The organism is Floridaenema flaviceps BLCC-F50 (genome assembly GCF_041929275.2).
Lineage (GTDB): Bacteria > Cyanobacteriota > Cyanobacteriia > Cyanobacteriales > Aerosakkonemataceae > Floridanema > Floridanema flaviceps.
The window spans coordinates 3,274,070-3,294,381 of sequence record NZ_JBHFNR020000001.1 but is presented as its reverse complement, the minus strand read 5'-3'; the positions used below and the strand labels follow the sequence as shown (position 1 = coordinate 3,294,381).

General features: G+C 42.0%; 29 protein-coding genes. 18 read left to right on the top strand and 11 right to left on the bottom strand.

Going from position 1 to position 20,312, the window contains the following annotated elements:
- Positions 1-195: 195 nt before the first annotated feature.
- The 5 genes from ACE1CI_RS15890 to ACE1CI_RS15870 all read right to left on the bottom strand — a co-directional run bounded on the left by ACE1CI_RS15890 (position 196) and on the right by ACE1CI_RS15870 (position 4,393).
- Complete coding sequence (locus tag ACE1CI_RS15890) at positions 196-1,380, bottom strand: IS110 family transposase (RefSeq protein ID WP_496615513.1); 1,185 nt, start codon at positions 1,378-1,380, stop codon at positions 196-198.
- Between the two features lie 638 nt (positions 1,381-2,018).
- Positions 2,019-2,450, bottom strand: coding sequence for a hypothetical protein (locus ACE1CI_RS15885; protein ID WP_496615512.1), 432 nt, complete (start codon positions 2,448-2,450; stop codon positions 2,019-2,021).
- A 27-nt stretch (positions 2,451-2,477) separates the two neighbouring features.
- On the bottom strand, positions 2,478-2,768 hold the full coding sequence (locus tag ACE1CI_RS15880; RefSeq protein WP_496615511.1) for a hypothetical protein: 291 nt from the start codon (positions 2,766-2,768) through the stop codon (positions 2,478-2,480).
- Between the two features lie 371 nt (positions 2,769-3,139).
- On the bottom strand, positions 3,140-3,514 hold the full coding sequence (locus ACE1CI_RS15875) for a hypothetical protein (RefSeq protein ID WP_496615510.1): 375 nt from the start codon (positions 3,512-3,514) through the stop codon (positions 3,140-3,142).
- 21 nt (positions 3,515-3,535) lie between these two features.
- The gene (locus tag ACE1CI_RS15870) at positions 3,536-4,393 is read right to left on the bottom strand and encodes a hypothetical protein (RefSeq protein WP_496615509.1); all 858 of its coding nucleotides are present in this window, start codon (positions 4,391-4,393) and stop codon (positions 3,536-3,538) included.
- Positions 4,394-4,648: 255 nt separating this feature from the next.
- Between ACE1CI_RS15870 and ACE1CI_RS15865 the strand changes: the two genes are divergently transcribed.
- The 7 genes from ACE1CI_RS15865 to ACE1CI_RS15835 all read left to right on the top strand — a co-directional run bounded on the left by ACE1CI_RS15865 (position 4,649) and on the right by ACE1CI_RS15835 (position 8,044).
- Positions 4,649-4,915 (top strand): helix-turn-helix domain-containing protein, encoded by a 267-nt coding sequence (locus ACE1CI_RS15865; protein WP_496615508.1) that lies wholly within the window; start codon positions 4,649-4,651, stop codon positions 4,913-4,915.
- 243 nt (positions 4,916-5,158) lie between these two features.
- Positions 5,159-5,374 (top strand): hypothetical protein, encoded by a 216-nt coding sequence (locus tag ACE1CI_RS15860; RefSeq protein ID WP_496615507.1) that lies wholly within the window; start codon positions 5,159-5,161, stop codon positions 5,372-5,374.
- 43 nt (positions 5,375-5,417) lie between these two features.
- The gene (locus ACE1CI_RS15855; protein ID WP_496615330.1) at positions 5,418-5,708 is read left to right on the top strand and encodes a hypothetical protein; all 291 of its coding nucleotides are present in this window, start codon (positions 5,418-5,420) and stop codon (positions 5,706-5,708) included.
- Positions 5,709-5,712: 4 nt separating this feature from the next.
- The gene (locus tag ACE1CI_RS15850) at positions 5,713-6,141 is read left to right on the top strand and encodes a hypothetical protein (protein ID WP_496615329.1); all 429 of its coding nucleotides are present in this window, start codon (positions 5,713-5,715) and stop codon (positions 6,139-6,141) included.
- A gap of 2 nt (positions 6,142-6,143) precedes the next feature.
- Entirely contained in the window at positions 6,144-6,734 is a 591-nt protein-coding gene (locus ACE1CI_RS15845) for a hypothetical protein (protein WP_496615328.1), read from the top strand.
- A 99-nt stretch (positions 6,735-6,833) separates the two neighbouring features.
- Positions 6,834-7,301 (top strand): hypothetical protein, encoded by a 468-nt coding sequence (locus tag ACE1CI_RS15840; protein WP_496615327.1) that lies wholly within the window; start codon positions 6,834-6,836, stop codon positions 7,299-7,301.
- Positions 7,302-7,660: 359 nt separating this feature from the next.
- Complete coding sequence (locus ACE1CI_RS15835) at positions 7,661-8,044, top strand: hypothetical protein (RefSeq protein ID WP_413264858.1); 384 nt, start codon at positions 7,661-7,663, stop codon at positions 8,042-8,044.
- On the opposite strand, the gene ACE1CI_RS15830 is transcribed toward ACE1CI_RS15835, so the two are convergent.
- Both ACE1CI_RS15830 and ACE1CI_RS15825 read right to left on the bottom strand, forming a co-directional pair.
- Entirely contained in the window at positions 8,039-8,641 is a 603-nt protein-coding gene (locus ACE1CI_RS15830) for a hypothetical protein (protein ID WP_413264859.1), read from the bottom strand. The genes ACE1CI_RS15835 and ACE1CI_RS15830 overlap by 6 nt on opposite strands.
- Positions 8,641-9,246: a tyrosine-type recombinase/integrase gene (locus tag ACE1CI_RS15825; protein ID WP_496615506.1), complete on the bottom strand. Its 606-nt coding sequence runs from the start codon at positions 9,244-9,246 to the stop codon at positions 8,641-8,643. The genes ACE1CI_RS15830 and ACE1CI_RS15825 overlap by 1 nt, the downstream gene beginning before the upstream one ends.
- 178 nt (positions 9,247-9,424) lie before the next feature.
- Between ACE1CI_RS15825 and ACE1CI_RS15820 the strand changes: the two genes are divergently transcribed.
- The 10 genes from ACE1CI_RS15820 (at position 9,425) to ACE1CI_RS15775 (ending at position 15,865) form a co-directional block, all read left to right on the top strand.
- On the top strand, positions 9,425-10,159 hold the full coding sequence (locus ACE1CI_RS15820) for a hypothetical protein (protein WP_413263425.1): 735 nt from the start codon (positions 9,425-9,427) through the stop codon (positions 10,157-10,159).
- A gap of 4 nt (positions 10,160-10,163) precedes the next feature.
- On the top strand, positions 10,164-10,520 hold the full coding sequence (locus ACE1CI_RS15815) for a hypothetical protein (protein ID WP_413263424.1): 357 nt from the start codon (positions 10,164-10,166) through the stop codon (positions 10,518-10,520).
- Positions 10,521-10,650: 130 nt separating this feature from the next.
- Positions 10,651-12,396: a hypothetical protein gene (locus tag ACE1CI_RS15810; RefSeq protein ID WP_496615505.1), complete on the top strand. Its 1,746-nt coding sequence runs from the start codon at positions 10,651-10,653 to the stop codon at positions 12,394-12,396.
- Between the two features lie 2 nt (positions 12,397-12,398).
- On the top strand, positions 12,399-13,226 hold the full coding sequence (locus ACE1CI_RS15805; protein ID WP_496615504.1) for a hypothetical protein: 828 nt from the start codon (positions 12,399-12,401) through the stop codon (positions 13,224-13,226).
- 127 nt (positions 13,227-13,353) lie between these two features.
- The gene (locus ACE1CI_RS15800) at positions 13,354-13,710 is read left to right on the top strand and encodes a hypothetical protein (RefSeq protein ID WP_413263978.1); all 357 of its coding nucleotides are present in this window, start codon (positions 13,354-13,356) and stop codon (positions 13,708-13,710) included.
- 44 nt (positions 13,711-13,754) lie between these two features.
- Positions 13,755-14,003 carry a hypothetical protein gene (locus ACE1CI_RS15795; protein WP_413263977.1) on the top strand — a complete coding sequence of 83 codons (249 nt, stop codon included), beginning with the start codon at positions 13,755-13,757 and terminating at the stop codon, positions 14,001-14,003.
- The gene (locus ACE1CI_RS15790) at positions 13,996-14,334 is read left to right on the top strand and encodes a hypothetical protein (RefSeq protein ID WP_413263976.1); all 339 of its coding nucleotides are present in this window, start codon (positions 13,996-13,998) and stop codon (positions 14,332-14,334) included. The genes ACE1CI_RS15795 and ACE1CI_RS15790 overlap by 8 nt, the downstream gene beginning before the upstream one ends.
- Positions 14,331-15,005, top strand: a complete 675-nt coding sequence (locus ACE1CI_RS15785; protein WP_496615503.1) for a hypothetical protein — start codon at positions 14,331-14,333, stop codon at positions 15,003-15,005. Before ACE1CI_RS15790 ends, ACE1CI_RS15785 begins: the two co-directional genes overlap by 4 nt.
- 1 nt (position 15,006) lies before the next feature.
- Positions 15,007-15,630: a hypothetical protein gene (locus ACE1CI_RS15780; RefSeq protein WP_496615502.1), complete on the top strand. Its 624-nt coding sequence runs from the start codon at positions 15,007-15,009 to the stop codon at positions 15,628-15,630.
- A gap of 28 nt (positions 15,631-15,658) precedes the next feature.
- Positions 15,659-15,865: a hypothetical protein gene (locus ACE1CI_RS15775; RefSeq protein ID WP_413263973.1), complete on the top strand. Its 207-nt coding sequence runs from the start codon at positions 15,659-15,661 to the stop codon at positions 15,863-15,865.
- Positions 15,866-15,924: 59 nt separating this feature from the next.
- Here ACE1CI_RS15775 and ACE1CI_RS15770 read toward each other — a convergent pair whose 3' ends face one another.
- Positions 15,925-16,326: a response regulator gene (locus ACE1CI_RS15770; RefSeq protein ID WP_413265998.1), complete on the bottom strand. Its 402-nt coding sequence runs from the start codon at positions 16,324-16,326 to the stop codon at positions 15,925-15,927.
- 97 nt (positions 16,327-16,423) lie between these two features.
- Here ACE1CI_RS15770 and ACE1CI_RS15765 point away from each other — a divergent pair, with 97 nt between their 5' ends.
- Positions 16,424-17,137, top strand: a complete 714-nt coding sequence (locus ACE1CI_RS15765; protein ID WP_413265999.1) for a Crp/Fnr family transcriptional regulator — start codon at positions 16,424-16,426, stop codon at positions 17,135-17,137.
- A gap of 10 nt (positions 17,138-17,147) precedes the next feature.
- Here the strand turns inward: ACE1CI_RS15765 and ACE1CI_RS15760 are convergent, their stop codons facing one another.
- The 3 genes from ACE1CI_RS15760 to ACE1CI_RS15750 are packed head-to-tail and all read right to left on the bottom strand — an operon-like array spanning position 17,148 to position 20,141.
- Positions 17,148-19,151, bottom strand: coding sequence for a diguanylate cyclase domain-containing protein (locus tag ACE1CI_RS15760; RefSeq protein ID WP_413266000.1), 2,004 nt, complete (start codon positions 19,149-19,151; stop codon positions 17,148-17,150).
- On the bottom strand, positions 19,148-19,759 hold the full coding sequence (locus ACE1CI_RS15755; RefSeq protein ID WP_413266001.1) for a chemotaxis protein CheC: 612 nt from the start codon (positions 19,757-19,759) through the stop codon (positions 19,148-19,150). Before ACE1CI_RS15755 ends, ACE1CI_RS15760 begins: the two co-directional genes overlap by 4 nt.
- Positions 19,743-20,141: a response regulator gene (locus ACE1CI_RS15750; RefSeq protein WP_413266002.1), complete on the bottom strand. Its 399-nt coding sequence runs from the start codon at positions 20,139-20,141 to the stop codon at positions 19,743-19,745. Before ACE1CI_RS15750 ends, ACE1CI_RS15755 begins: the two co-directional genes overlap by 17 nt.
- Positions 20,142-20,312 lie beyond the last annotated feature (171 nt).

The following is a 20,312-nucleotide window of genomic DNA, read 5'->3' as shown; positions in this document are numbered from 1 at the left end:
GTTCAGATGTGTTTTGTACTACATCTGTGATGTTATCGCATATCTTTACCGATAAAGGACGATCGCGACCGACGCGCAAGCATGGCTTCAAGGCAATAGGGCGAAATTGTCACAGTTCTTTATATTGTTTTGTCTTTTCACTCTAGCAACAATTCTTGTAAAGAAGAAGTCCCCCTTAACAAGGGGACTTAAAACTTAATGGGAGAACTCTGTAACTAATTCCTTAAACAGCAGTCTAACTGCTTTGGCGCAACACCTGGATCGAACTAACTTTATCGGTCTACCAGCCGACTTTTCCACATCCATCGCCGCACCTAAAGATTTACCGATCGCATTTTTTAACCTGCCTTTTTCCGGCTCAATCCTGGTAAACAACCACTGCCACAAAGCTTTCCGGCACAAGTCAGAGCCACCAACGATTTTATTGCGGGATTTATCGCCAGAGGATTCCAGCGTCGGGGAAACACCGAGCGCTTTCTCAAATCGGCGGCGGGAGAGGTGGCGCTTAGTTGGTTTACCACTCTTTCGCCCTTTGCGGATTTTGATGTCGGGTTTGCCATCTTGGTTAAGGAAGTTCTCAAACGGGTAAATCTGACTGAGGATAAGTGCTTCCACTCGTTGACCAAAACCGAAACGGGTAAACACTTTACGGTAAGGAAGGAATCTAGGATCGGCTATCAGCTGTTTAAGCTCTCCCTCGATGCTCATCTCTTCCCGTTGCAGGTCGCATATTCTGGAAGCGTGATGGTGAACTGTAGGCGTTAGACCTAATCCGACCGTCTGAGCATAAAGGTTATCATACTTTTTCGATTCCCTTTCCCCGGCAAGCCACCCCCACAGAAGCGGCACATTGTCGCTGCAACGGACCGATCGCACTAACGCAGCTTCCGGGAACTGCCACGCTAAATCTTGACGCAAGCGATTGATAATGGGGGACTGCACTCGGTTGAGGTGCGCTAGTCGTAGTACCAGTTCTCTGATTCTGACAATCGTGTAGTCGCGTTCTTGCAGAAACCGCCTTGGGTTGTCTAAATAGTCAAAGGCGTAACAAGCAAGCGCCAAAGCATCAGCGTCGTCATCCTTATCGGGTAGTTCTAAGTGACTTTCTCGGTAGTAGCGTAATTGGGTGTGTCCAACTAGCAAGACTTTTACTCCGGCGCGAGCGAGATGGGTTCCCCATAATTTAGCGTAGTTAACGCCTGTCGGTTCCATCACTGCGATGTCGGGTTTTAGGTCTAGTAGTTGTTTAATACCAGAAGCATCGGCATAGATTTTTAAAAACTCTGCATCGTAATAATATTGGCGTGGGTCATCTGGTCGCTCTGTGAGTAAGCACGCAGCGACAGAGGACTTGCACACATCAAGCCCAACAATAATCATTCAGTTCCTTCCTGGGTGAGGTTTCCAAAATTCCCCGGTAGTGCGAGTCTACGAATCACCCGAAGGCCACAATGAGCCTACTTCACTCTCAAGACCTGAGATTTAATGCACTGGGGGACGGTAACGAGTGCAGCCGAGCCTATGAAAAGACGAAAGCCGTTAAGCCTGTTTCAACATCAAAGCCCTAAGCTGCAAATTGTGTTACCGTGCGGATGATTTGGACTCGATCCGCGACAGGGGAGGGATTCCCCTGTTTCGGCTAGGGAGTCAGGCTAGCCATCATCAGGCGGGATTTTTGCTGACGCTTTGAGAGATCGCATTTTAAACAGGTGAAATAAAAGTTTAAAATACAGACCCGAACTGTTAATCTTTGAGTGCGTAATATTTTGCCTGCCAGTAACAAGGCTTGTCATTTCTTGTTGAGAAATACATAAAAATTTGGCCTTGCCAAGTAATGATATCTGGAGGTAACGCGCAAGGTATATCAACTTCTTTAATCTGCTTTCCTTTTCCCGTGCATAGAATTATTTTCACTGATGTCGTATGCGAATTGTGGTAAGATTGTTGTTATTTGTTAAGTATTTTTGTACATAAAAGCGATCGCACTTGGGACTCGTAGTGCGATCACTTTTTAATGACTATCGTTCTATTAATCTTTCAAATTCCGGGAAAGCCTTTTGTAATTCATCAATTACGGCTGACATGGTTTTCCCCTTAAAAGAATCTAAAGCTTGTTCAGCCAATTGCTCTCTGAGCGTTTTCAAGTCAGTTTCAGGAGAAAATTTTTGCAACTTTTCTGTCGCGATGGCGAAAGCTTTCATGATCATTGCAGCTTCAAGTGCCTCTTGTGTGTCCCTTTTTTGACGCAGTTTGACAACAGGGGTGATTTTCTTAGAAAGTAGTTCTAAGTGCATTTCTCGCAGTACTAGCATGACAATATAACTGTCTCGCAATTCATCGCATTCTATTTCAGCTACAGCATCACCACCCTGATCGACTATTACTTGTAGGTATTCCTGCAACTGCGTTTTGACCTTGCCTACGTCCATTGCATCTACTTGAATGCCCATGATATTTGGTTCCTCAAATTAGTAGGGTTAAATTGTTTGTTTGACGGTTACTTTTCTGCGTTCGGCGGCTGCTACTTGATCGTTGTAAAGTTGTACCGCTTTATGAACGCGATGGGAAACTAAATCATATAGCTCGGAATTCTGGCATGGCATTACTTGGAATGAACCACCGCGATAGGAGTCCCAAGCGACAAAATAAAGGTTGTTTGTTTGGATGTGTTCTACCAGCAATAGTCCTGATTTTTGGGAAAACTTAAAGTTTTCGCCTGATTGATCGAGTTCTCGCTTGATTAAACTAATTAAGTGATGTGTCAACATAATGCACCCTTATTTTTTGTTCCATCTGGCATCTATTCTGATAGCGATAAAGGGGCAGGGATAAATCCAAAAGATTATTCCTCTGCCTAAATAGACGGGTTGGAAGTAAACCCCGATCATTAGGTTTCTCCAGCTACATTCGATGTCGAATCTTTGGATCATTCATTTGTTAGTAATTAACGGTGTAGGAGATCGATATGACTACCAACGTGCGAACTGTTTGGGAAGAAATCGCGATCGATCTAACCTAATCGGACCGATCGCAATAACAGGATCATGTGTTCTTCAGTTAGTAGAACTTGGACGCGGCTTAATTACTCATAGATTGCACCTCAACTCAACACCCATCCTCAACAAACAGCCCTCCCTGGTTATGGAGGACGGGGAGATGCAGCGACCAGGAAGCAGTCGAGGCGGAACTCAGCCAAAGCAGCTTCCCACATAAGTTGATTGAGGTGCCGATCTAGTTCGCGGAGATGCACCTTCAGCAATAGCCAGCTGCCAGCCCAATGCCGCCAATAACTGCTGACATCTCGACGGCGGTAAAAACATTCACCCTCTTCTGTTTGTTTAGCTTGGTAATGTTTTGGCTGGTAGTTGAGAATTTCTTTGTGCTTGAAGTATTGCTCTAAAGCTTCGAGCCAGGTAATTCGGATTCGCTTATCGCCACTGGGAGTAACTCCTTCTTTGGCTGCTAGTTCCTTGAGTTCCTTGGTTGATAGCTGTTGTAGTTCTGCTAGTTTCATGGGCAGGTTGTCTCCTCAAGTTCACCCGGATTTTGCGTCAACACCAGCGTGTGAATTCTTTGTCGAACGTGGGAAGCCAAAAGTCAGGGCTGTAAACTCATCAACTAAAGTCTCAATATCTTTTAACCAAGTTTGTGTTTTTTTAGCTTTCTCTTCCTCTGTTTCCGGCTCGGCTTCTTCTTCCTCTTCTGGTTCTATTCCTGATTCCTTATCTAACAAGTGGTTAAGATATTCCTCTTTGCTCATCCCAGCATCAAGAGCCATCTTTTCTAAGCGTCCGTAAGTTTTGGCATTTGTCCGAATAGACTTTTTGGTGTTTTCTTCACCGTCAATAATTGCTACTACATGATTAGCAGTAATGCCTTTTTTTGGCGGCGCACTATCAATAACCTCCTGCCATTTATCAAACATTTCATCGCAGCAATAATCTCCTAAAACTGGGTCATTTTCTGTTAGGTATTTTGTGAGAGGTCTTGCTTGGGTTTCGCAGGTTGGTAAGGTTTTAAAGCCTTGACGAACTAGTGCCATACAGACTTTGGCAGCTTTGATGACTCGATTGGCGTACCAGCTACCTCTACCGATTAGTTGTTGGCAGAAGTCGCCAAATTTGTTGGCTTTGCGATGCCAGAGGTGTTTCCATTGGCGGAGTCTATTCAACCAAATGCCCGTTACTACATAGCCAAACTGACCATATTTGGCAGCTTGAGAACACCAGTAAAGAGCGTTTTTTTCGTTGGCTGCGGTGCGGGAAGATACTTCTTCTAGCCCCAGTAAATCGGCAATCACTGAATCTTCTACGTGAGAGAAGAATTCCGTTGGTGATGCTCGGTAGTCATCCCACTGATTGTGGGGGTTTAACAGTTGTTCGGTGATGTCCATGTTGTTTGAACGAGCCAATGTTTTAGGCGTTTGATTTTTTCCCTGACAAATTTTGCTTGCAGGGTATTTTCTATGGTTTCCATTGGCAGGAATATAGGGATGGGCAGTGAAACTTTGACGCACCCTGATCGGTTGTCTTGGGGTAGCTGCCCATTTTTGCGTCTACCAACTATACCAGTCGGTATAAACCCAATAGTAAAAGGGATAATGTATACTGTCAAGTATGCACCGACTGGTATATACCTATCGGTGCTTATGGAAGAAAACCCTGTTGATGAGCTTACGCTGATGAACCTGCGCGAACGTGCTGGTTTGACTCGCAGACAACTAGCTACTGCCGTTGGAGTAACCGAAAAGACTATTTATGTCTGGGAGTCCAGTTCTAAAGAACCAAAGATGACTCCTTCTCAGATTGAGTCGTACTTAAAAACAGTCGGTTGCTCCTTTGAAGAATTTGCCCAATCTATTAAGCACTCCCTAGTGGTTAATAGAGCGTCTAGTGAGGAGGAGGTGGAACAGTAAACCAGTGCAGCAGGGCGGGAAATTCCCGCCTTTGAAATTAGGAGATGGTTTGGATTTTTTTGGGACAGGTTCGGGTGCTCCATGACCAGGTTCTACAAAAATCTGCCCCAATCCAAATACCTTTAAGCGACTGTGGCTACCAGGGAATACCAGGGAGGACTACTACCAAAATTAGCAAATGGGGGTTGGCCCAAAGTGCCGAAAACTGTCGAGTTTTAAAAAACCTTACCAACATCAACGACCATGACTCAAGCCAAAGAACAATACTGCAAAGCCTGCGGACAACCAATTCGCTGGGTAAAGACACAGAGCGGAAAATTTACTCCCATTGATGCAGATGGGATGACTCACTGGGCAACCTGCACGGATGCCGAGCGCTATCGGTCCGATCGCGCCAGAGTCAAAAAAGCTTTGTTCGAGATAGAGCAGTTTATTAATCTCCATTTGGGAAGCGTTTGACTCCGTGAAATTAAACTATGTTTCGCTTTTAAACAGAATCAAGATGCCAAAAACACTAATAGAACAAGCCAAAGACCACATCCTCAACACCTGCCTACCTTTGTTGAGACCACACCACGAAGCAATGGTAATTCCCTGCCTAAGAGAAGATTACGCAATCTACAGCGTGGCTCTGGAACTACCAGAAGTAAAACAAGCACTACCGCCAAACATCCCAGTCAAATTACAGGTAGTAACTCCAGACGGGAAACCAGTGCCAGACATCATCATTGCCACAGTAGAAGACGCAGCTTCCGGCAAATTAGAGCGCTACTTAAAATCAATGGGACTGTAAAAAAATGACTGAAACTGCAATTTCAACACCAGGCGTTGAACAATTACCAGTGGTAGAAGTGCATAACTGCTACACGCTTTATGAACTGGATGAAGAAGGGGAAGAGTGCGAACAAAAACTACTCAGTTTCTCGCGACCGCAAGATTGGGGAGATAAAAGCCGCTGGCATTACCACTACTGCAAAATTGAACTTACCTACAAGGGCACTCACTACATTAACCATTGCCACATTTGGCAGGGGTGCGATCGCAAAATTTTTGAAGCGTGTAAAGCCATCGCCCCCAGCTTATTCATGTTTATGCAACCAGGACAACCAGTAGAACTTTGTGCCAATACCCACCTAGCAGAAGAAGATTTTTGGCTCAACGAATGGGGAGAAGAACCACCAGTATTTATTGATGAAACCGACGAATATTATGAGGAGGATTATTAACCATGTCCGAACGACTTGATGATGATGTATTGAAAGAATTTGTCCCAATCCCAGCAGAAGACTTTGAGGACTTTGGTACTTGCTGTGTCTGTGGCTGTGATTCATCACCTGAACGCCCAGTCAGAAACTTCATCTGCCTCGACTTTAAACAACCAGTACCTGGTAACGGCTGGGGATGTGTAGTTTGTAATTTACCGCCAGAAGGAGCACTCGCAGTAATTTGCGACAGATGTTTAGAAGAAGAAAATTTCAACTATAAATTCATCGTTTCTGGAGACATGAGCGATAAAAGTCGCATTCCTTACCCAGAAAACAGAGAACATTTTGCTCACGACGAATCCAAACATCAAGAATTTGAATCTATGACAATAGGAACAGTATCAGATCCCTCTTGGGATTATGCAGCGTGTTGGCAACAACTATCAGAAATATTCCGAGAACTTTCTGAATTACAGTGCTATCTCACAGACCAAGAGCAAGCAACTGTACAAAGTGACCTACACATTCACGCCACAGCACAATATGTAGCTGCAAAACTTAATAATATGTCTTACTTACTCGTTCATCCGATAGAGGAAGCTGACGAATTTTAAAAAAGAAATGGGTTCCTAGTAATAGGAACCCATTTTATTAGCACAGGTTGCTTTGTTGAGCGATCCAATGTTTTACACTTTAGCCCAATTAATTAACCAATGGACAATCCCACATTATTCGATTTAAAGCCATACTCAAAAGACATTATTTACCATCCAGACTGGGAAGATATGCAGGGGGAAGACGAAGTAATTTTACCCCGTTCGCACGTTGAAGAAACTCGTTCGCACGTTGAAGAAACTCGTTCGCACGTTGAAGAAACTCGTTCGCACGTTGGAGTAACGTGCGAACCAAATCAACCAACGTGCGAACAACCTTACCAGTGGGTAGAAATTTATCCTGTTAAGCAGGAAAATTTTTATTACCGCTACAGCTACATCGACAGAAGCGATAGGATTCACCGCGTAGTTAAACATCATATCCCCGGTGGTAATACTGCCTCACCTTTGGCGATAAACAGAATGAGGGAGATCGAAAATGCCATTAGTTGTGGCGCTCAACCATCACAAATAGAAGCGATGATAAAAGCATGGAGAAAACACACCAAAATTAGTGGTAATAAATAATTGGGAAGGAAAGGGCATGAATCTAAAAGGGGAACTGGGGAAATTGACGACAGCCCCCGCACCATTCCCCTGTTCACCAAAATCACTTTACTAGACTCACAGCTAATACAAATTGCCATGAAAGTTGAAGGGAAAAGTAAAGCCCAGGTGATTATAGAATCTCTACGGATAAACTTAAGCAAGTACGCCATATATACTACCGATGAAGGGTTAGACCCCTCAAATAGCACCAGTACAGATAAATAGTAAGATATACTGCCTTTTTTAAAGACTCTCAAAAGATTTTATCTTCTGTATTGATAAGTGGGAATCAATGAAGAAAGATAGTAACAAAAGCGTTACAAGTTATCACATTAATTATGAAAGCTTTATTAATCGCCACAGCAAACAAACAGCCAGATATTGATATTCCGTTACCCGACAGCACTACATCTCCGGTGGGTGACATTTTAGTTAGTGGCAGCATCGGATTAGGCTTAGGAGTCTTAATTGTCAGAGAAATCGTTAAGTCCGTTTCGGACTGGTGGCAGCACAGGTTAGAACTTTCCAAAGCTGAAGAAATGGCTGAGATTGCCGAAGACCAGGCAGATCGAGCGATGCTGCAAGAAATGATTAAAGACCTCAGAGAACAGAACAAAGTGCTACGCGACCAGAATCAAACCCTAGTGTTAGAGATCTGTCAACTGCGTAGAATGATGGAAATGTCAGGCCCGGTAACACCGCCATTACCCAAACAGTCATAGTTTGTCGCCAGCAATAATGGTGGTGCGGAAGATGTAATTGCGATCGGTCCGGTAGCGCGGATCGGCCTTCACCCATCCCATAAATTGTCTGTGGCTTTCCCGGCTTTGACCAACTAAACAACCAGCGCTGGCAGCACCGACATTTTTCATGTCATATCCCCAGTGTTGGTTAATCCCAAACAAACCAGTGTGGACTTTATCCCCAGTCCTAACCCCATCCTTATTTAAGTCCCGACACACCGACACCGGGGTAACTTGCACGAGTGCCTCGTGTGGCTGAGAACCTCCATGAGTTCCAACGCGCCAAGCTTTGTACTGTCCGAACTGAATTCGCGCTGCTCCATTGCGATTCATTGGCTGCATGGTGTATTTCCGTCCCGGCTCGGTAGTGGCGATGTACTTACCTACAATGACCGGATTGCCAAACTGAAAAGTAATGACAATTCTCAAATCATTCCACTCATCCAAACGATCGGCATTTATCGTACCGTCGGGGTTAACGCCCTCAATGTAAACAATGTTGACCTGACCGGGTTCTGTGGAAATTCGATAATCCTTATCGGTCATGTACTTGATAATACGTTGTGCTAAGTCCATTATGCTGCTACCAAACTTGTATTAAAGGAAGGGAGTGAGGCGATCGCTTTTTTTAGTCGATCGCCATTTGGCTTAATATACCCAGCGAGTGTAGATAAACTACGATGCCCAGTAAGTTGCTGGATAGTGTGCAGGTCGTATCCCTGCTCGTGCAACGTGGTGATGAATGTCAACCTAGTTGAGTGTGTCGAGATGCCTTTATCAGACAGTCCGGCACGTTCTAGGACCTGACGCAGCATTTTGTCAGCTGTTGAAAAGTCAATCGGTTGCTCTGGGTTGTGGGGGGAAGGAAAGAGCCAACCTTGCAGCGGCGGTTGATAAGCTAGCAAAAGTTCCTTAAGTGCTGGATGAACAAACACTTGACGGGTATCGCGCTTGCCTTTACGAGTAGCGGCGGTAAAAGTTATTTCGTCTTGCGGTATAGAGTTTCTGGCATCTTTGTAAACATATTTCACATCAAGTTGAATAATCGCTCCCCAGCGCTCACCTGTGTAAAGTGCGATCGCAAAAATTAGCCGATCTCGTGGCGTGGGTAAATGCTCTTTAATTAACTTGCAATATTCTGGGGATAAAAATTCTGCTTTACCATGCCTGTCAATTTTCATAATTCCTTCCCACTTTTATTTAATAAAAATTCCCAAAAATATCGACTTTCGCTTAATTGTTGGAAATCCCTTGTTACTCTCCTTGTGAAGAGTTAATTAAATAGTATATCCTGACAGGCTTTGAAGCAATCAGTGAAAACACAGAACATATCGAACTTCTGCATAAAAGTGGGAATATATGCCAATCGTATCTGGAATAAACCCAGAGTTTGAAGATAAATATATAACGTGGGAAGTAGATGATAAAGGAAGAAAGCTACCAGTTTTTGATCGAGAATTGTTTAATCGTCAAGAAATTGAAAGCCGATCTCAATTTTCGTATCCATCAGGAAGTACACTTCCTTCTAACACTGTCATTTATATAGGTCAAAAAGTTTACAAATTTGCATTTGTTGCAAGTTTTGCTCGGCAAGGTGACGGAAGTTTCCGCGTCCATACATATCAAGATATATCTACGGGAACTTATGATAGTGGTGCGTCGTTGCAGAGGGTAACGCTTTCAGAAAGACCATTCATAGAAAGGAGAAATACCTCTGGTATTGGTTCTACAAGTTTTACAGATTACCTGATGCCCAACAGCTTCATAGTTGGACACTTTTATTTCTACAATGAAACATTTCCTTCCGATCTCTTTACTTATCTTCCGGGGTCTACAGGACTTACTTTTGTTTGGACTAGGATTGAGAAATACGAACCTATTTTTATTCAAGCAGAGCCACCACCACCACCACCAATTCTAATTTTTCCTACACCACCAATAATCACACCAGCCCCAATATGCGATATAAAAATCTCGATAGATCCCGCATTGAATAGTGGGAGAGAGTTTTTCTGTATGAGTTTTGATGAGTACGATCGACTAAACAATCGGTTTAGAAATATTGATAGAAGATTAAGGGAATTACCACCATAAAAATATGCCTGAACCTAATGGCGGGAGCGCAGAATACTCAAACACAATCAGAAACTTAGATGGTATTGGAGACTTATTAGAAAATGAGCTTCTTAATAAAAAATTCACCGAACCTGATCTGACCAACTCGATGGAGAGCTTGAACGCATCAGTCACTCCCTTTCGGATGTTTAACGGAGAATATGTCAGTAGTGTTTTTCACTATTACAAAACTTATACAAATATTGCTTTTGTTAATCGTGATATTAACAAAAGCGAATCATTTTTTATTCAAGCCGAGCCGCCACCAGCACTACTACCAATCCCAATTTTTCCTACATCATCAATAATCCCCCATCGTCATTCCCTGGAGGTGATATAAAAATCTCGATAGCTACCGCATTGAATAGCAAGAGAGAGTTTTTTTTGTATGAGATTTGATGAATACCATCAACTAAATAATCGTTTCAGAAGCATTGATAGAAGATTAAGGGAATTACCACCATAAAACTATGCCTGAACCTAATGGCGGAAGCGCAGAATACTCAAACATAATCAGCAACTTAGATGGAATAGGGGATTTATTAGAAAATGAACTTCTTAATAAGAAGTTTGTTGAGTCTGATTTGACCAACCCGATGGAAAACATGAACGCATCAGTTGCTCCAATACTGGGGACTTTTGCAACATCAGCAATTATCACAATGCCGATGCCAAACAATCCACTCAATCAAATCGCCCTAGAAGCTGCAAACTCTTTAGACGATGCTTTTAAAGCTTTGCAAGGGGGGGCTAATGCCTTTAAAGGTGCAGCTTCCGGCATGATCAATGGTGGGATTCGTTCATTGCTTAATTTTGGTAAAGCGGTTTTACCTTTAGTCGGTCAAATTGTTGCTGTACTCGTAGCTTTTGGTGTCGTAGCTTTCGAGATTTGGTACACCTTCGATCAAATCGGTCAAAGTGTTAGCTATCTTTATGAAGCTAAAGCCGAATTAGAAGTAAAAATCGGTTCGCTGCAAGCTGAAAATAGAGCGCTTAAAAGTGGACTAGCAACATTAGAGAGAACTACGAAACAACAATTACAACAACAAGCTGTAAAAATTCAAACTTTGGAGGTAACTGTGGCAAATTTAGAAACGTTAATTAAGTCAAACCACACAGAAACAATATCAAAAATAAACTCTGCTGTTAGTACACTTGGCAGCATTCAAACCAAACAATCCGAAATGGATATATTTGCTCGGACTAAGTGGGAAATAAATGAAGAATGGCAATTTAATAATCGCGCTGCGGCTGTAGCGACGCTGACAACAGCCGCAGTTGAAGCGCCTGGTAGACCATTAGATTTAATCAAAACTTCTGTAACTACCACTCAAGCCAAACTACAAGTTGCAACAGAAGGAGTACCATCTAACGCCACAGGGGATGCTGACTACACAGCAGCCATTGCAGGCGGGACAGCGGTAGCTGCTGGGACTATCGGCTATGCAACCTGGAAAGGGATGAATGGTGGTTTTAAAGATGTCAAAAAGAAGCTAGGCAGCATGATAAATATTAGCGAGATCATGCAAGCTCTGACACTCATTACAACTATTCATAACGCGCTTAATCTAAGTAGAGATATCGGCACTACCCTGTTTTCAGTTGTTGATAACTCTATGAATCTAATCCTAAAATCAATGGGAGTAACCGACGCAGATGGAGAAGAAATCAGTACCAGTAAAAGTGTGAGAGAGTTTCTAGATAACACAATGAAAACTGTTTTCGGCGTGCAATTATGGACTGAAATTAAAGCAGATTGGGCGGCAGCTAATAGAATCGTATCGGCGGGTAATACCCTACTTTGGTCAGTTCGAGAACTTGGTGATAATGTTGGCAGTTTAGCTACTTTAGCTTGTGAAAATACCGGGAAAATTGGTAACAGTTTAAGAAAAGCCGGAGTGATTTTTAATGGTGGACCTTGGTTTCCTGAAAACTATTCTAGAGGAAACACTTGGGGGATTCGCATGACTAATTTCTTAGAAGGCGTGCAGAATACCGCAGAGGTATTTGAACAGCTAACCTCTACTGCTTTATCTGTGCAACAAAATATAGAAGACATCAAAGAGAATAACGAGAAATTCCAAAAAACTCTCAAAGAAGACCTGCCCAAACTAACCGAAAACAATAAACCAATTAGCGACGCGGAAATTCTGGCTGCACTTAATAGCGTAGGCGTGCTAATAGAACCCGAACACCTAAAAAATCAGGATGAATAAATATGCCATTACCAGAGGGTTTTGATGATTGGCAACATTTGCAAACTCAATTAAAAAGATTGCACAATGCCAGAGTTAATAAATGGTTTAAATCCGAGGAAGGCAAAGAAGCAGAAATCGTCACCGGACCTGCTTCTTTAAAACTTGCTTGTACTATTAGTAGTCGCGATTCTGCAATTATTGCTCTTCTAAGGATGTGGCTTTTTGATATCAATATTGGAGCGGCGGCTAAATGGCAGCCCGCTTATTATGGATACCCAATCCAAACTTTCCAGGAAAGAAATGAGGTAACTTATCACCCGCAGGTACATTTATTTTTTTCTCAGGATAAAGCAGCTACCCCTGACGATTATCGACCTATGGAAGCAGAAATATCTTTTCGGTTAATGGATGAAACTTATAAAACAATGACTGAAACAAAAGCTGCTAAATTGGCTAGAGATGTCAAAGCAGCAATGGGGACGCGAGAAAATCCTTTTAAGTGGAATAAGGGCAAGACTAAATTCACTTATTTGGATAATGAGAATGGGTATGACTTGCGGATCTTAGCTCAGTCAGAAATAGAAGCTATCAATGTCTGTAGAAAGATCGTTGGCATCCGCGACCACGCTTTCAATGAGGAAAACTTTAAAGAACATATCCCCCATAAAGCTTCTATCAACGTGCCGAGCACTGAAACAGTTTATGGCGAGATGCGGCGTAAGCGACGGTGGCGACCGACTGGGACGGTTAAGTTCCGCTGGGCTTCCATGTCGCTCTATGGAGTAGACAAGGGCCTATTGCTTTATGACCCATTTAGTCGGATCAATGACTACCCGCTCGTTAGGTAATTCAATTGATATCTCGAATTTATTTTGAGTCTATCTCCGAAGCACGGAGAACTATAGTTTTCCTCCTAGCTTTGTAGTCAAGGTGCAGATGCTACGGTGATTTGAGTTGAATTTTTGATTATTTGTTATGGCAAACCCGAAAGAACTATATAAGCTCAAGGTTGGAACTAACCAAGTCGCTTTATTGCGCCGACAAAAGGATAACATCCAAAACGTCATCTCAGATCTCGGATGGACGGAAGTAGCAGCGGATGCAGAGATCTCTGAGGCAATTGTGGCTGAAGGGGCAGCAGAAGCGATGGAGAGAGGTTGTTTTCCCATTGCTATTACCTACCGCGTCAGTGCCACAAAGAAACAGCGCTCGATTATACTGTGTTCCCCAGAGAAAGCTGATACCGCGTTAGATAATTTGATTGGAAAGACTTATGCTGGCAAAAAGATTGTTAAGGCGACACCAGTGCGCCGCGTGAAATACGAGTACTAATAGATAATTTCTATTAGTCCATTTAATTAGGAGAAAAAAAGAACATGGAAAAATTTGCAATTGTTGCAGTTAACGAAAAAGGTGAAGCGGTTGAGTTTTTCAATGGAGCAACCTTTGTCCCAAATCAAAAAGATATTGCTGTCTTTGATGATAAATCGAAAGCCAAATTTTATTTCGGTCGGGCATATCAGTCTTTTACAGACAAGGAACTTAAGTTAATTTCGATAAACGTGGAACTGTCTCTCAATGTTCCAGTGGCAACTGCTCCTGCACTTGTAGTAGAAAATGCTTGATATCTCTAGCGCTGGTTTTATCTTGCGAGAAACCATCACCGCTAATGGTGCGAGTAATGATGAGGATAATCCAGCGCTGGGAAGTTTTGAATTTACCCAGCCTTTACTTTTGATTAAGGCTCAATGCACTCATAGGAGGACATGGATTAGGTGTGGTTGGCTCAAGACCAAGCATTCTACTCAGGCTGGGGAAGCAACGGGCGAAATCAGGCAGTTATTTATTGGAGAGAAACTTTATCGCTTTGCTGATGTGGTTCCGTTCCAAGTTGAGTTTGTGGCTCACATTTGGATCGGAACTGCAACTATTGAATTGTGGGAGTACGCACCGTGATCCTCGAAGAATTGCTACATGACATTCAAAAAGTTGCACCGACTCCACCCGGTCCGATCGCATCTTTTGAAGTTACTGGCCTCACGGTTCAAGACATCGTAATTCTGGCTAGCTCCACTAGCGAGGGATACAGCGCTGGAGATTTTACCGTTCTGTCTTCTTCCTCGATAGGCGACGTGGTAGGCGAAAAAGACACTTTGACGCTGGGACAATATCAATACGTTTACGTCAATTCCAATAATTTCAAGCTAAGAATTGACCCTAATTTCTGGCTGACGAATTTAAACATTAAAATCTGGAAAGGTAAACCTGATATACCTTTTTCATCAGTAGGCGCTAATTCTGGAAATGTTACTTTACCTAAAAACACGCCCGTTCCTGCAACAACTACCACAGCAGTAACTACAGCCAAAAATATTGCTAATGCTAGAACCAATAGAACTAAACTTACTATCTACAACGACAGTAATGGAACGTTGCTAGTTAAATATGGTGGGACGGTTAAAAATGAAAGTGGTGGATGGGATGACAAAATCAAACCCTATACCATTTTTGAATTCCCCGGACCGGGAACACCTCCTGATACGTCAATTTCAGGAATATGGATTGCTCCTAGTAGCGGAACTTTAACCGGAAATTGTACAGTTTGTGAATGTGTAAGTAGTAACTAATATGCCTTATTCATCTTCAACAGATGTTGACTTAACTCCAATTGCTGCTCAACTTAATGTGTTAGAAACAAAAATCAGTCAAATTCCCACTACTGATTTATCAACAGTAAACACAAAACTTGATAATATTTTGAGTCAAATAAGTACTATTAAACAAAATAATGCCACAATTCAATATAGACAATTAACGCTAAACGCTTCTTTTCTACCGGGGGGAGTGTGGGCAGTAGCGCCCACAAATCTTACTGCTATTACTGATGGTGATGAATCAACCTCAACAAATTTATTTCAAACGGCTGATGGAGCTTGGGCTGAAGGGTGGGTAGATGTAATTCCTTCGGTGACGTTGCCCGCGCTCACCCAAATAAAAACCAAAATTTTGATAGCTAATTCAGCCTCCATGAGGAGTTATTCTGAGGTTTCAGTTTTTAATTCTGCGAGTAATTCTTTTATTCCCATTTGGGCAAACGAAGATCCGGTTTCTGCTAGTGGAAAAATTGTAAATATCGATATTATTATGCCTGTCTCTTATTCAAAAATCAGATATAGAATCATGGATACGACGCAATATTACCCTCGAATGAGCATCTATGATTTAAAAATCTTCGAGCTATTTGTGGCTTAATTTAACTATTGAGCGGGCGGCTGCAAATATGACTATGACAGATGATGGATCGGTTTTTGACTTTGAAACAGTAGCGGTGGAATGTACCTGCTTTAGTGGTTGCAATTTGTGTTGGTGGTCGGGAGTCAGGTACATTACTTGGCGCATTAATCGATCGGATGATGAAATATCTGATATTGACGATAAAACCATTCCTAGCGATCGAGTCAAGCCGACACTGCTAAGGGAAAGTTAGTCTAGGCGAAGGGTCCCTAAATGCGCGATCGCACTTTTCCTAAACTTCACGTTGGGGATTCAACATACGCAGTTTAACAGCCGATGATGGCTGAGAATTTCATCGATCGTGCGAGTCAGCAAATCAGGCTCAAGAGGTTTCTCTAAGAACGCTTGGACACCGATTCCCATTACTTCATCTTGCACCGACTGGCGCACATCACCGGAACACACCACAATGGGCGTGAAGCGATCGAGCGCACGAATTTCTTTTATCAGCTCGAATCCACTGACATCTGATAAATATAAATCGATGATAAAAAGCTGGAAATTGCCAGATTTAGCCATTTCTAAGGCTTGGGTTCCTTTTTGCACCGTCTCAACCTTGTACCCGGCATCGGTCAGAATGAACTTGACCAACTCGCAATTATCGGTTGAATCGTCGATATAAAGAATCCATTTTGGGCTTAAACAGCTTATCATATTACCTTATTAGCTTGAATCCCTCTCTAGATATAAACACTCTAATAACTCAAGCTAAGGAATGTCCGTTCGCCAGAGAACGGATAGAAATAAATTTATGTTACATTCTGCTCAGTGTCAGCAGTCAGGCAACTTAATTCTCGATTCACTTCCATCAAACGAATACGATCTTCTGCATCCCCATCTGAAAAAAGTCCAGTTGCGCCAAAACGAAATTCTCTGCCGCATTCGAGAACCAATCGAGCAGGTTTATTTCCCCAGCACTGCACTGCTCTCATGGGTGCATTCGACTGTAGAGGGTGGAACTGTTGAAGTTGGAGCTACTGGATTTGAAGGATTGGTGGGAACAACATTTCTGCTTGAGCGAGATGATACGCCTTGGCAAACAAACGTGATCGTGGCAGGGGAAGCTTATCAGCTAAGCCCGGAAGTATTTGTCAATGCGTTGCAGAACTCGATCGTTCTTCAGCAAAAACTAAAGGCATTTACCTATTTAAAACTGATGCAAGTGACTCAATCGGCACTTTGTAATCGGTTTCATTCGGTTGAGCAACGCCTTTGCCGCTGGCTGTTAGCTGCCGAAGATCGCGTTAAAACTCCCGAACTTCGGTTAACACAGGATATCCTAGCTACCATGATCGGCTCCAATCGTCCGGCGGTGAGCATTGTTACGGGAACGTTACAATCGTCTGGATTAATTCGGACTTCTCGTGGAAAAGTCACCATCCTCAACCGAGAGGAGATGGAAAAAACGACGTGCGAGTGCTACCACATTGTCAAACAGGAGTACGATCGCTATCTCAAACGCTAAAAGATTGTTGTTAAACGGTAGTTGATTCTACGCGCAGACCGATCGCACAATTTCTACCAGCTTGCTTTGCTTGATAAAGGGCTTTGTCTGCTGCTTCAATTAACTTGGCAGGCCAACATCGATGATTAGGAACTATGGTAGTAATTCCGATACTGATAGTAACATACTGACTAATTGGGGAACTTCCATGAGGAAGCTTCAACCCGATGACGTTTTTCCTGATAGTTTCTGCTACATGATATGCGCCATCAACGGGAGTACGAGGTAGAACGATCGCAAATTCTTCGCCTCCGTAACGTGCGACTAAATCTGCTGGTCTTCTTACTGCTTTACGAATGGCGATCGCTACTTCTTGTAAACAAAAATCTCCGGCTTGATGTCCATAAGTATCATTATATTTTTTGAAAAAATCTACATCGCAGAGAATCAAAGATAAGGGCGCTTGTTCTCTTTCTAATCTGCGCCATTCCTTAGCTAAATATTCATCAAACCGCCGCCGATTTGCCAATTGAGTTAAGCTATCTGATGAAGCTAACCGAGATAATTCTTGATTTGCTGCCTGCAATTTTTGGTAAAGTTCTGCTTGTTGAATGGCGATCGTTAATTGATTAGCTAATTCTTTCATTAAATCTACTTCTAATGATTGCCATTTTCTAGTTGATTGGCAATAATGCACCATCAGAACACCCCATAAATTCTTTCCTTGGCGAATCGGCACTTCTAAGCAAGATTTTACTTGCCACTTTCGGAGTAATACTTGATGATAACAGTAAGAACATTCCGTACAACAATTATCTATTTTTCTGATTCCATCCTGTTGATAAAAACAACAACAATCCTGATTTAAATAAGAAATAGGCAACTTCAATCCTAAAATACTTTGGCAATCATAAGCTCTTGATTCTACGGTAATTATTCCTAACTTAAGATTTTGATTTTCCCCCTCACCATTATATTCAAATCGACAAACGATCGCTCGCTCTGCTTGCAAAAAATGGCGGACTTCTGTTACCGCCGTGTGGAGAACTTCATTTAAGTTTAAAGAACTGCGAATCTGTTGCGTAATTCCCGCCATTAACCTTTCTTTTTCTATCTGTAAATGCAAAGCTAATTCGGCTTTTTTACGTTCGCTAATATCTTGCCCTGTTCCCAAAATTTGTTGCGGTTTTCCCTCAGATGTTCTGGTAAAAATTACTTCTCGACAATGAAACCAGCGCCATTCTCCCGAATTATGACGTATCCGATAATCAATTTCAATTATATCTCCTTCTTGCGCCCGATCGAATTTGGCAAAGTGTGCTGGAAACAGATCTAAATCTTCTGGGTGAATCAATTGGGCAAAGTTATTTACATCTATTGCTTGAATTTTTCCAATACTATATCCCAACAATATATTGACTTGTTCATTAACATAAAATATTTGTTGATTAACTAAATCATATATATATAAAATATAGGGAGCAGTATCAGCTACCTTTTGAATAAAATGTTGGCTTATAAGCAGTTCTTCTTCTACTTTTTTGCGCTCGCTAATTTCTTCTAAAGCTCGATCGCGCATAGTCCGGTAGTCTTGGATGCGTTGGGTTAAATCAGTGACATCTTCGATGACAAATAAGGCATAAAATGGTTGTTTAAGAGGGCGATCGCCAATTTCTTCACTCTGTTTCTCCTGAGCATTTACTGCTGGTACAGGTGTTACCGTAGTATGCTGAATTCGCCACTTACCATCTGATAACTGACAAGGAATAATTGATTTATGTAATTGGGAAGAAAAAATCGTCGGTGGGCCTCCAGAGAAAATTTGTTGTAGCCGAAAAATGTATTTTGGTTGAGATAAATGGGGAAAATAAATACTAATATTTTTTCCTAAAATCTCACTGCGAGGAATTCCCGTCCAATTTTCTAAACAGCGGTTCCAAAACACGACGTTGAAATCTTCTCGCAGAATGCAAACTCCTTCGGGAACGCGATCGAGAATCCCAAATTCTTTTTGAACTAATTCTAGATCGTTCATAATGTTTCCCCAAAAGTTAGATCGATCGCTTTGAGTAGAGTATCTAAAGAACCGACGGTAAACATTAAAATAATGTCTCCAGAAATCTGTAATTGCTCAATGATAAAACAGGTATGGGCTAACAGAATTTTCGTATTCTCATCAATATCTGCAAAAATGGGAAAGTTATTTACTTTACTTTCACTATAAGCTGGTAAAGAATAATCCAAATGCTCAATTAACGCATTACTTAAAGAACCCATTATCCCATTGAGAACAATATTTCCAACTTCCAACAAAGCGCCAATTTTCACCACATCCAAATCAGGAGTTCCGGGAGCTTCTCCTGTCAGAACTGATACTAAATGCGCCGCACTTTCTGAGGGAAACACTAATTCAGCCGTACCACTAAATGAACCCGAAAAACTTAACTGTACTGTCGCCAATAAACTATTATCAAATTGGCTTTTTAATTCTAGTTTTAACTCTTCAGGAGATAGTAATCTCACCTCTGGAATATGTAGCCGAATTGGGGAATCGAGCATATCATTTAATACCCCAGCTGCTCGACCTACACCAATATTAACTAATTCCTGTAAAGCGTCTATATGACTAAGTGTTGGATTCATAACTTTCTTCTTGGGGTAGATTTTCCAATGCTTTCTTGATCCAATGGCGCAGTTCGTCTGGCTTAACCATTTTATGTATAACTGTCATTGCTCCTAGTTCCAAGCATTGTACTCGCGTAGTTTCTTGAATATCAGCGGTAATGACAATTGTGGGAATCTTAAATTCTTGCTGACGCATTACTTTAAGAAATTCCACTCCTCCCATTTGTGGCATTAAAATATCTACTAAAATGCAGTCAGGTCGCTGTTGCTGTTTCAGAAGTATTTCCAACCCTTCGAGCCCATTTTTAGCTTCCCAGATTGTATGACCTTCAGGTTGTAAAATTCTGCGAAGCAGTTGACGGCTCAGTGCTGCGTCTTCGATCACTAGTATTGTTGCCACTCCCGATTCTCCCCGATTCCCTTTTCTACTTTAAATTTTAGTTTTTGTTAGCCAAAAGATTACATTTTTTTTACCAAGCTTAAAGAATAAATAACAATTAGTTTTCCTTGAGCTAGTTTATGTTATTGTTACAAACTACATGAGCCAACATCAAGTTAATTAAAAAATATA

What these genes read in the sequence shown, in the direction of transcription:
- ACE1CI_RS15890 (WP_496615513.1), bottom strand. Translation starts at nt 1,380, where the DNA reads ATGATTATTGTTGGGCTTGATGTGTGCAAGTCCTCTGTCGCTGCGTGC.
- ACE1CI_RS15885 (WP_496615512.1), bottom strand. Translation starts at nt 2,450, where the DNA reads ATGGGCATTCAAGTAGATGCAATGGACGTAGGCAAGGTCAAAACGCAG.
- ACE1CI_RS15880 (WP_496615511.1), bottom strand. Translation starts at nt 2,768, where the DNA reads ATGTTGACACATCACTTAATTAGTTTAATCAAGCGAGAACTCGATCAA.
- ACE1CI_RS15875 (WP_496615510.1), bottom strand. Translation starts at nt 3,514, where the DNA reads ATGAAACTAGCAGAACTACAACAGCTATCAACCAAGGAACTCAAGGAA.
- ACE1CI_RS15870 (WP_496615509.1), bottom strand. Translation starts at nt 4,393, where the DNA reads ATGGACATCACCGAACAACTGTTAAACCCCCACAATCAGTGGGATGAC.
- ACE1CI_RS15865 (WP_496615508.1), top strand. Translation starts at nt 4,649, where the DNA reads ATGGAAGAAAACCCTGTTGATGAGCTTACGCTGATGAACCTGCGCGAA.
- ACE1CI_RS15860 (WP_496615507.1), top strand. Translation starts at nt 5,159, where the DNA reads ATGACTCAAGCCAAAGAACAATACTGCAAAGCCTGCGGACAACCAATT.
- ACE1CI_RS15855 (WP_496615330.1), top strand. Translation starts at nt 5,418, where the DNA reads ATGCCAAAAACACTAATAGAACAAGCCAAAGACCACATCCTCAACACC.
- ACE1CI_RS15850 (WP_496615329.1), top strand. Translation starts at nt 5,713, where the DNA reads ATGACTGAAACTGCAATTTCAACACCAGGCGTTGAACAATTACCAGTG.
- ACE1CI_RS15845 (WP_496615328.1), top strand. Translation starts at nt 6,144, where the DNA reads ATGTCCGAACGACTTGATGATGATGTATTGAAAGAATTTGTCCCAATC.
- ACE1CI_RS15840 (WP_496615327.1), top strand. Translation starts at nt 6,834, where the DNA reads ATGGACAATCCCACATTATTCGATTTAAAGCCATACTCAAAAGACATT.
- ACE1CI_RS15835 (WP_413264858.1), top strand. Translation starts at nt 7,661, where the DNA reads ATGAAAGCTTTATTAATCGCCACAGCAAACAAACAGCCAGATATTGAT.
- ACE1CI_RS15830 (WP_413264859.1), bottom strand. Translation starts at nt 8,641, where the DNA reads ATGGACTTAGCACAACGTATTATCAAGTACATGACCGATAAGGATTAT.
- ACE1CI_RS15825 (WP_496615506.1), bottom strand. Translation starts at nt 9,246, where the DNA reads ATGAAAATTGACAGGCATGGTAAAGCAGAATTTTTATCCCCAGAATAT.
- ACE1CI_RS15820 (WP_413263425.1), top strand. Translation starts at nt 9,425, where the DNA reads ATGCCAATCGTATCTGGAATAAACCCAGAGTTTGAAGATAAATATATA.
- ACE1CI_RS15815 (WP_413263424.1), top strand. Translation starts at nt 10,164, where the DNA reads ATGCCTGAACCTAATGGCGGGAGCGCAGAATACTCAAACACAATCAGA.
- ACE1CI_RS15810 (WP_496615505.1), top strand. Translation starts at nt 10,651, where the DNA reads ATGCCTGAACCTAATGGCGGAAGCGCAGAATACTCAAACATAATCAGC.
- ACE1CI_RS15805 (WP_496615504.1), top strand. Translation starts at nt 12,399, where the DNA reads ATGCCATTACCAGAGGGTTTTGATGATTGGCAACATTTGCAAACTCAA.
- ACE1CI_RS15800 (WP_413263978.1), top strand. Translation starts at nt 13,354, where the DNA reads ATGGCAAACCCGAAAGAACTATATAAGCTCAAGGTTGGAACTAACCAA.
- ACE1CI_RS15795 (WP_413263977.1), top strand. Translation starts at nt 13,755, where the DNA reads ATGGAAAAATTTGCAATTGTTGCAGTTAACGAAAAAGGTGAAGCGGTT.
- ACE1CI_RS15790 (WP_413263976.1), top strand. Translation starts at nt 13,996, where the DNA reads ATGCTTGATATCTCTAGCGCTGGTTTTATCTTGCGAGAAACCATCACC.
- ACE1CI_RS15780 (WP_496615502.1), top strand. Translation starts at nt 15,007, where the DNA reads ATGCCTTATTCATCTTCAACAGATGTTGACTTAACTCCAATTGCTGCT.
- ACE1CI_RS15775 (WP_413263973.1), top strand. Translation starts at nt 15,659, where the DNA reads ATGACTATGACAGATGATGGATCGGTTTTTGACTTTGAAACAGTAGCG.
- ACE1CI_RS15770 (WP_413265998.1), bottom strand. Translation starts at nt 16,326, where the DNA reads ATGATAAGCTGTTTAAGCCCAAAATGGATTCTTTATATCGACGATTCA.
- ACE1CI_RS15765 (WP_413265999.1), top strand. Translation starts at nt 16,424, where the DNA reads ATGTTACATTCTGCTCAGTGTCAGCAGTCAGGCAACTTAATTCTCGAT.
- ACE1CI_RS15760 (WP_413266000.1), bottom strand. Translation starts at nt 19,151, where the DNA reads ATGAACGATCTAGAATTAGTTCAAAAAGAATTTGGGATTCTCGATCGC.
- ACE1CI_RS15755 (WP_413266001.1), bottom strand. Translation starts at nt 19,759, where the DNA reads ATGAATCCAACACTTAGTCATATAGACGCTTTACAGGAATTAGTTAAT.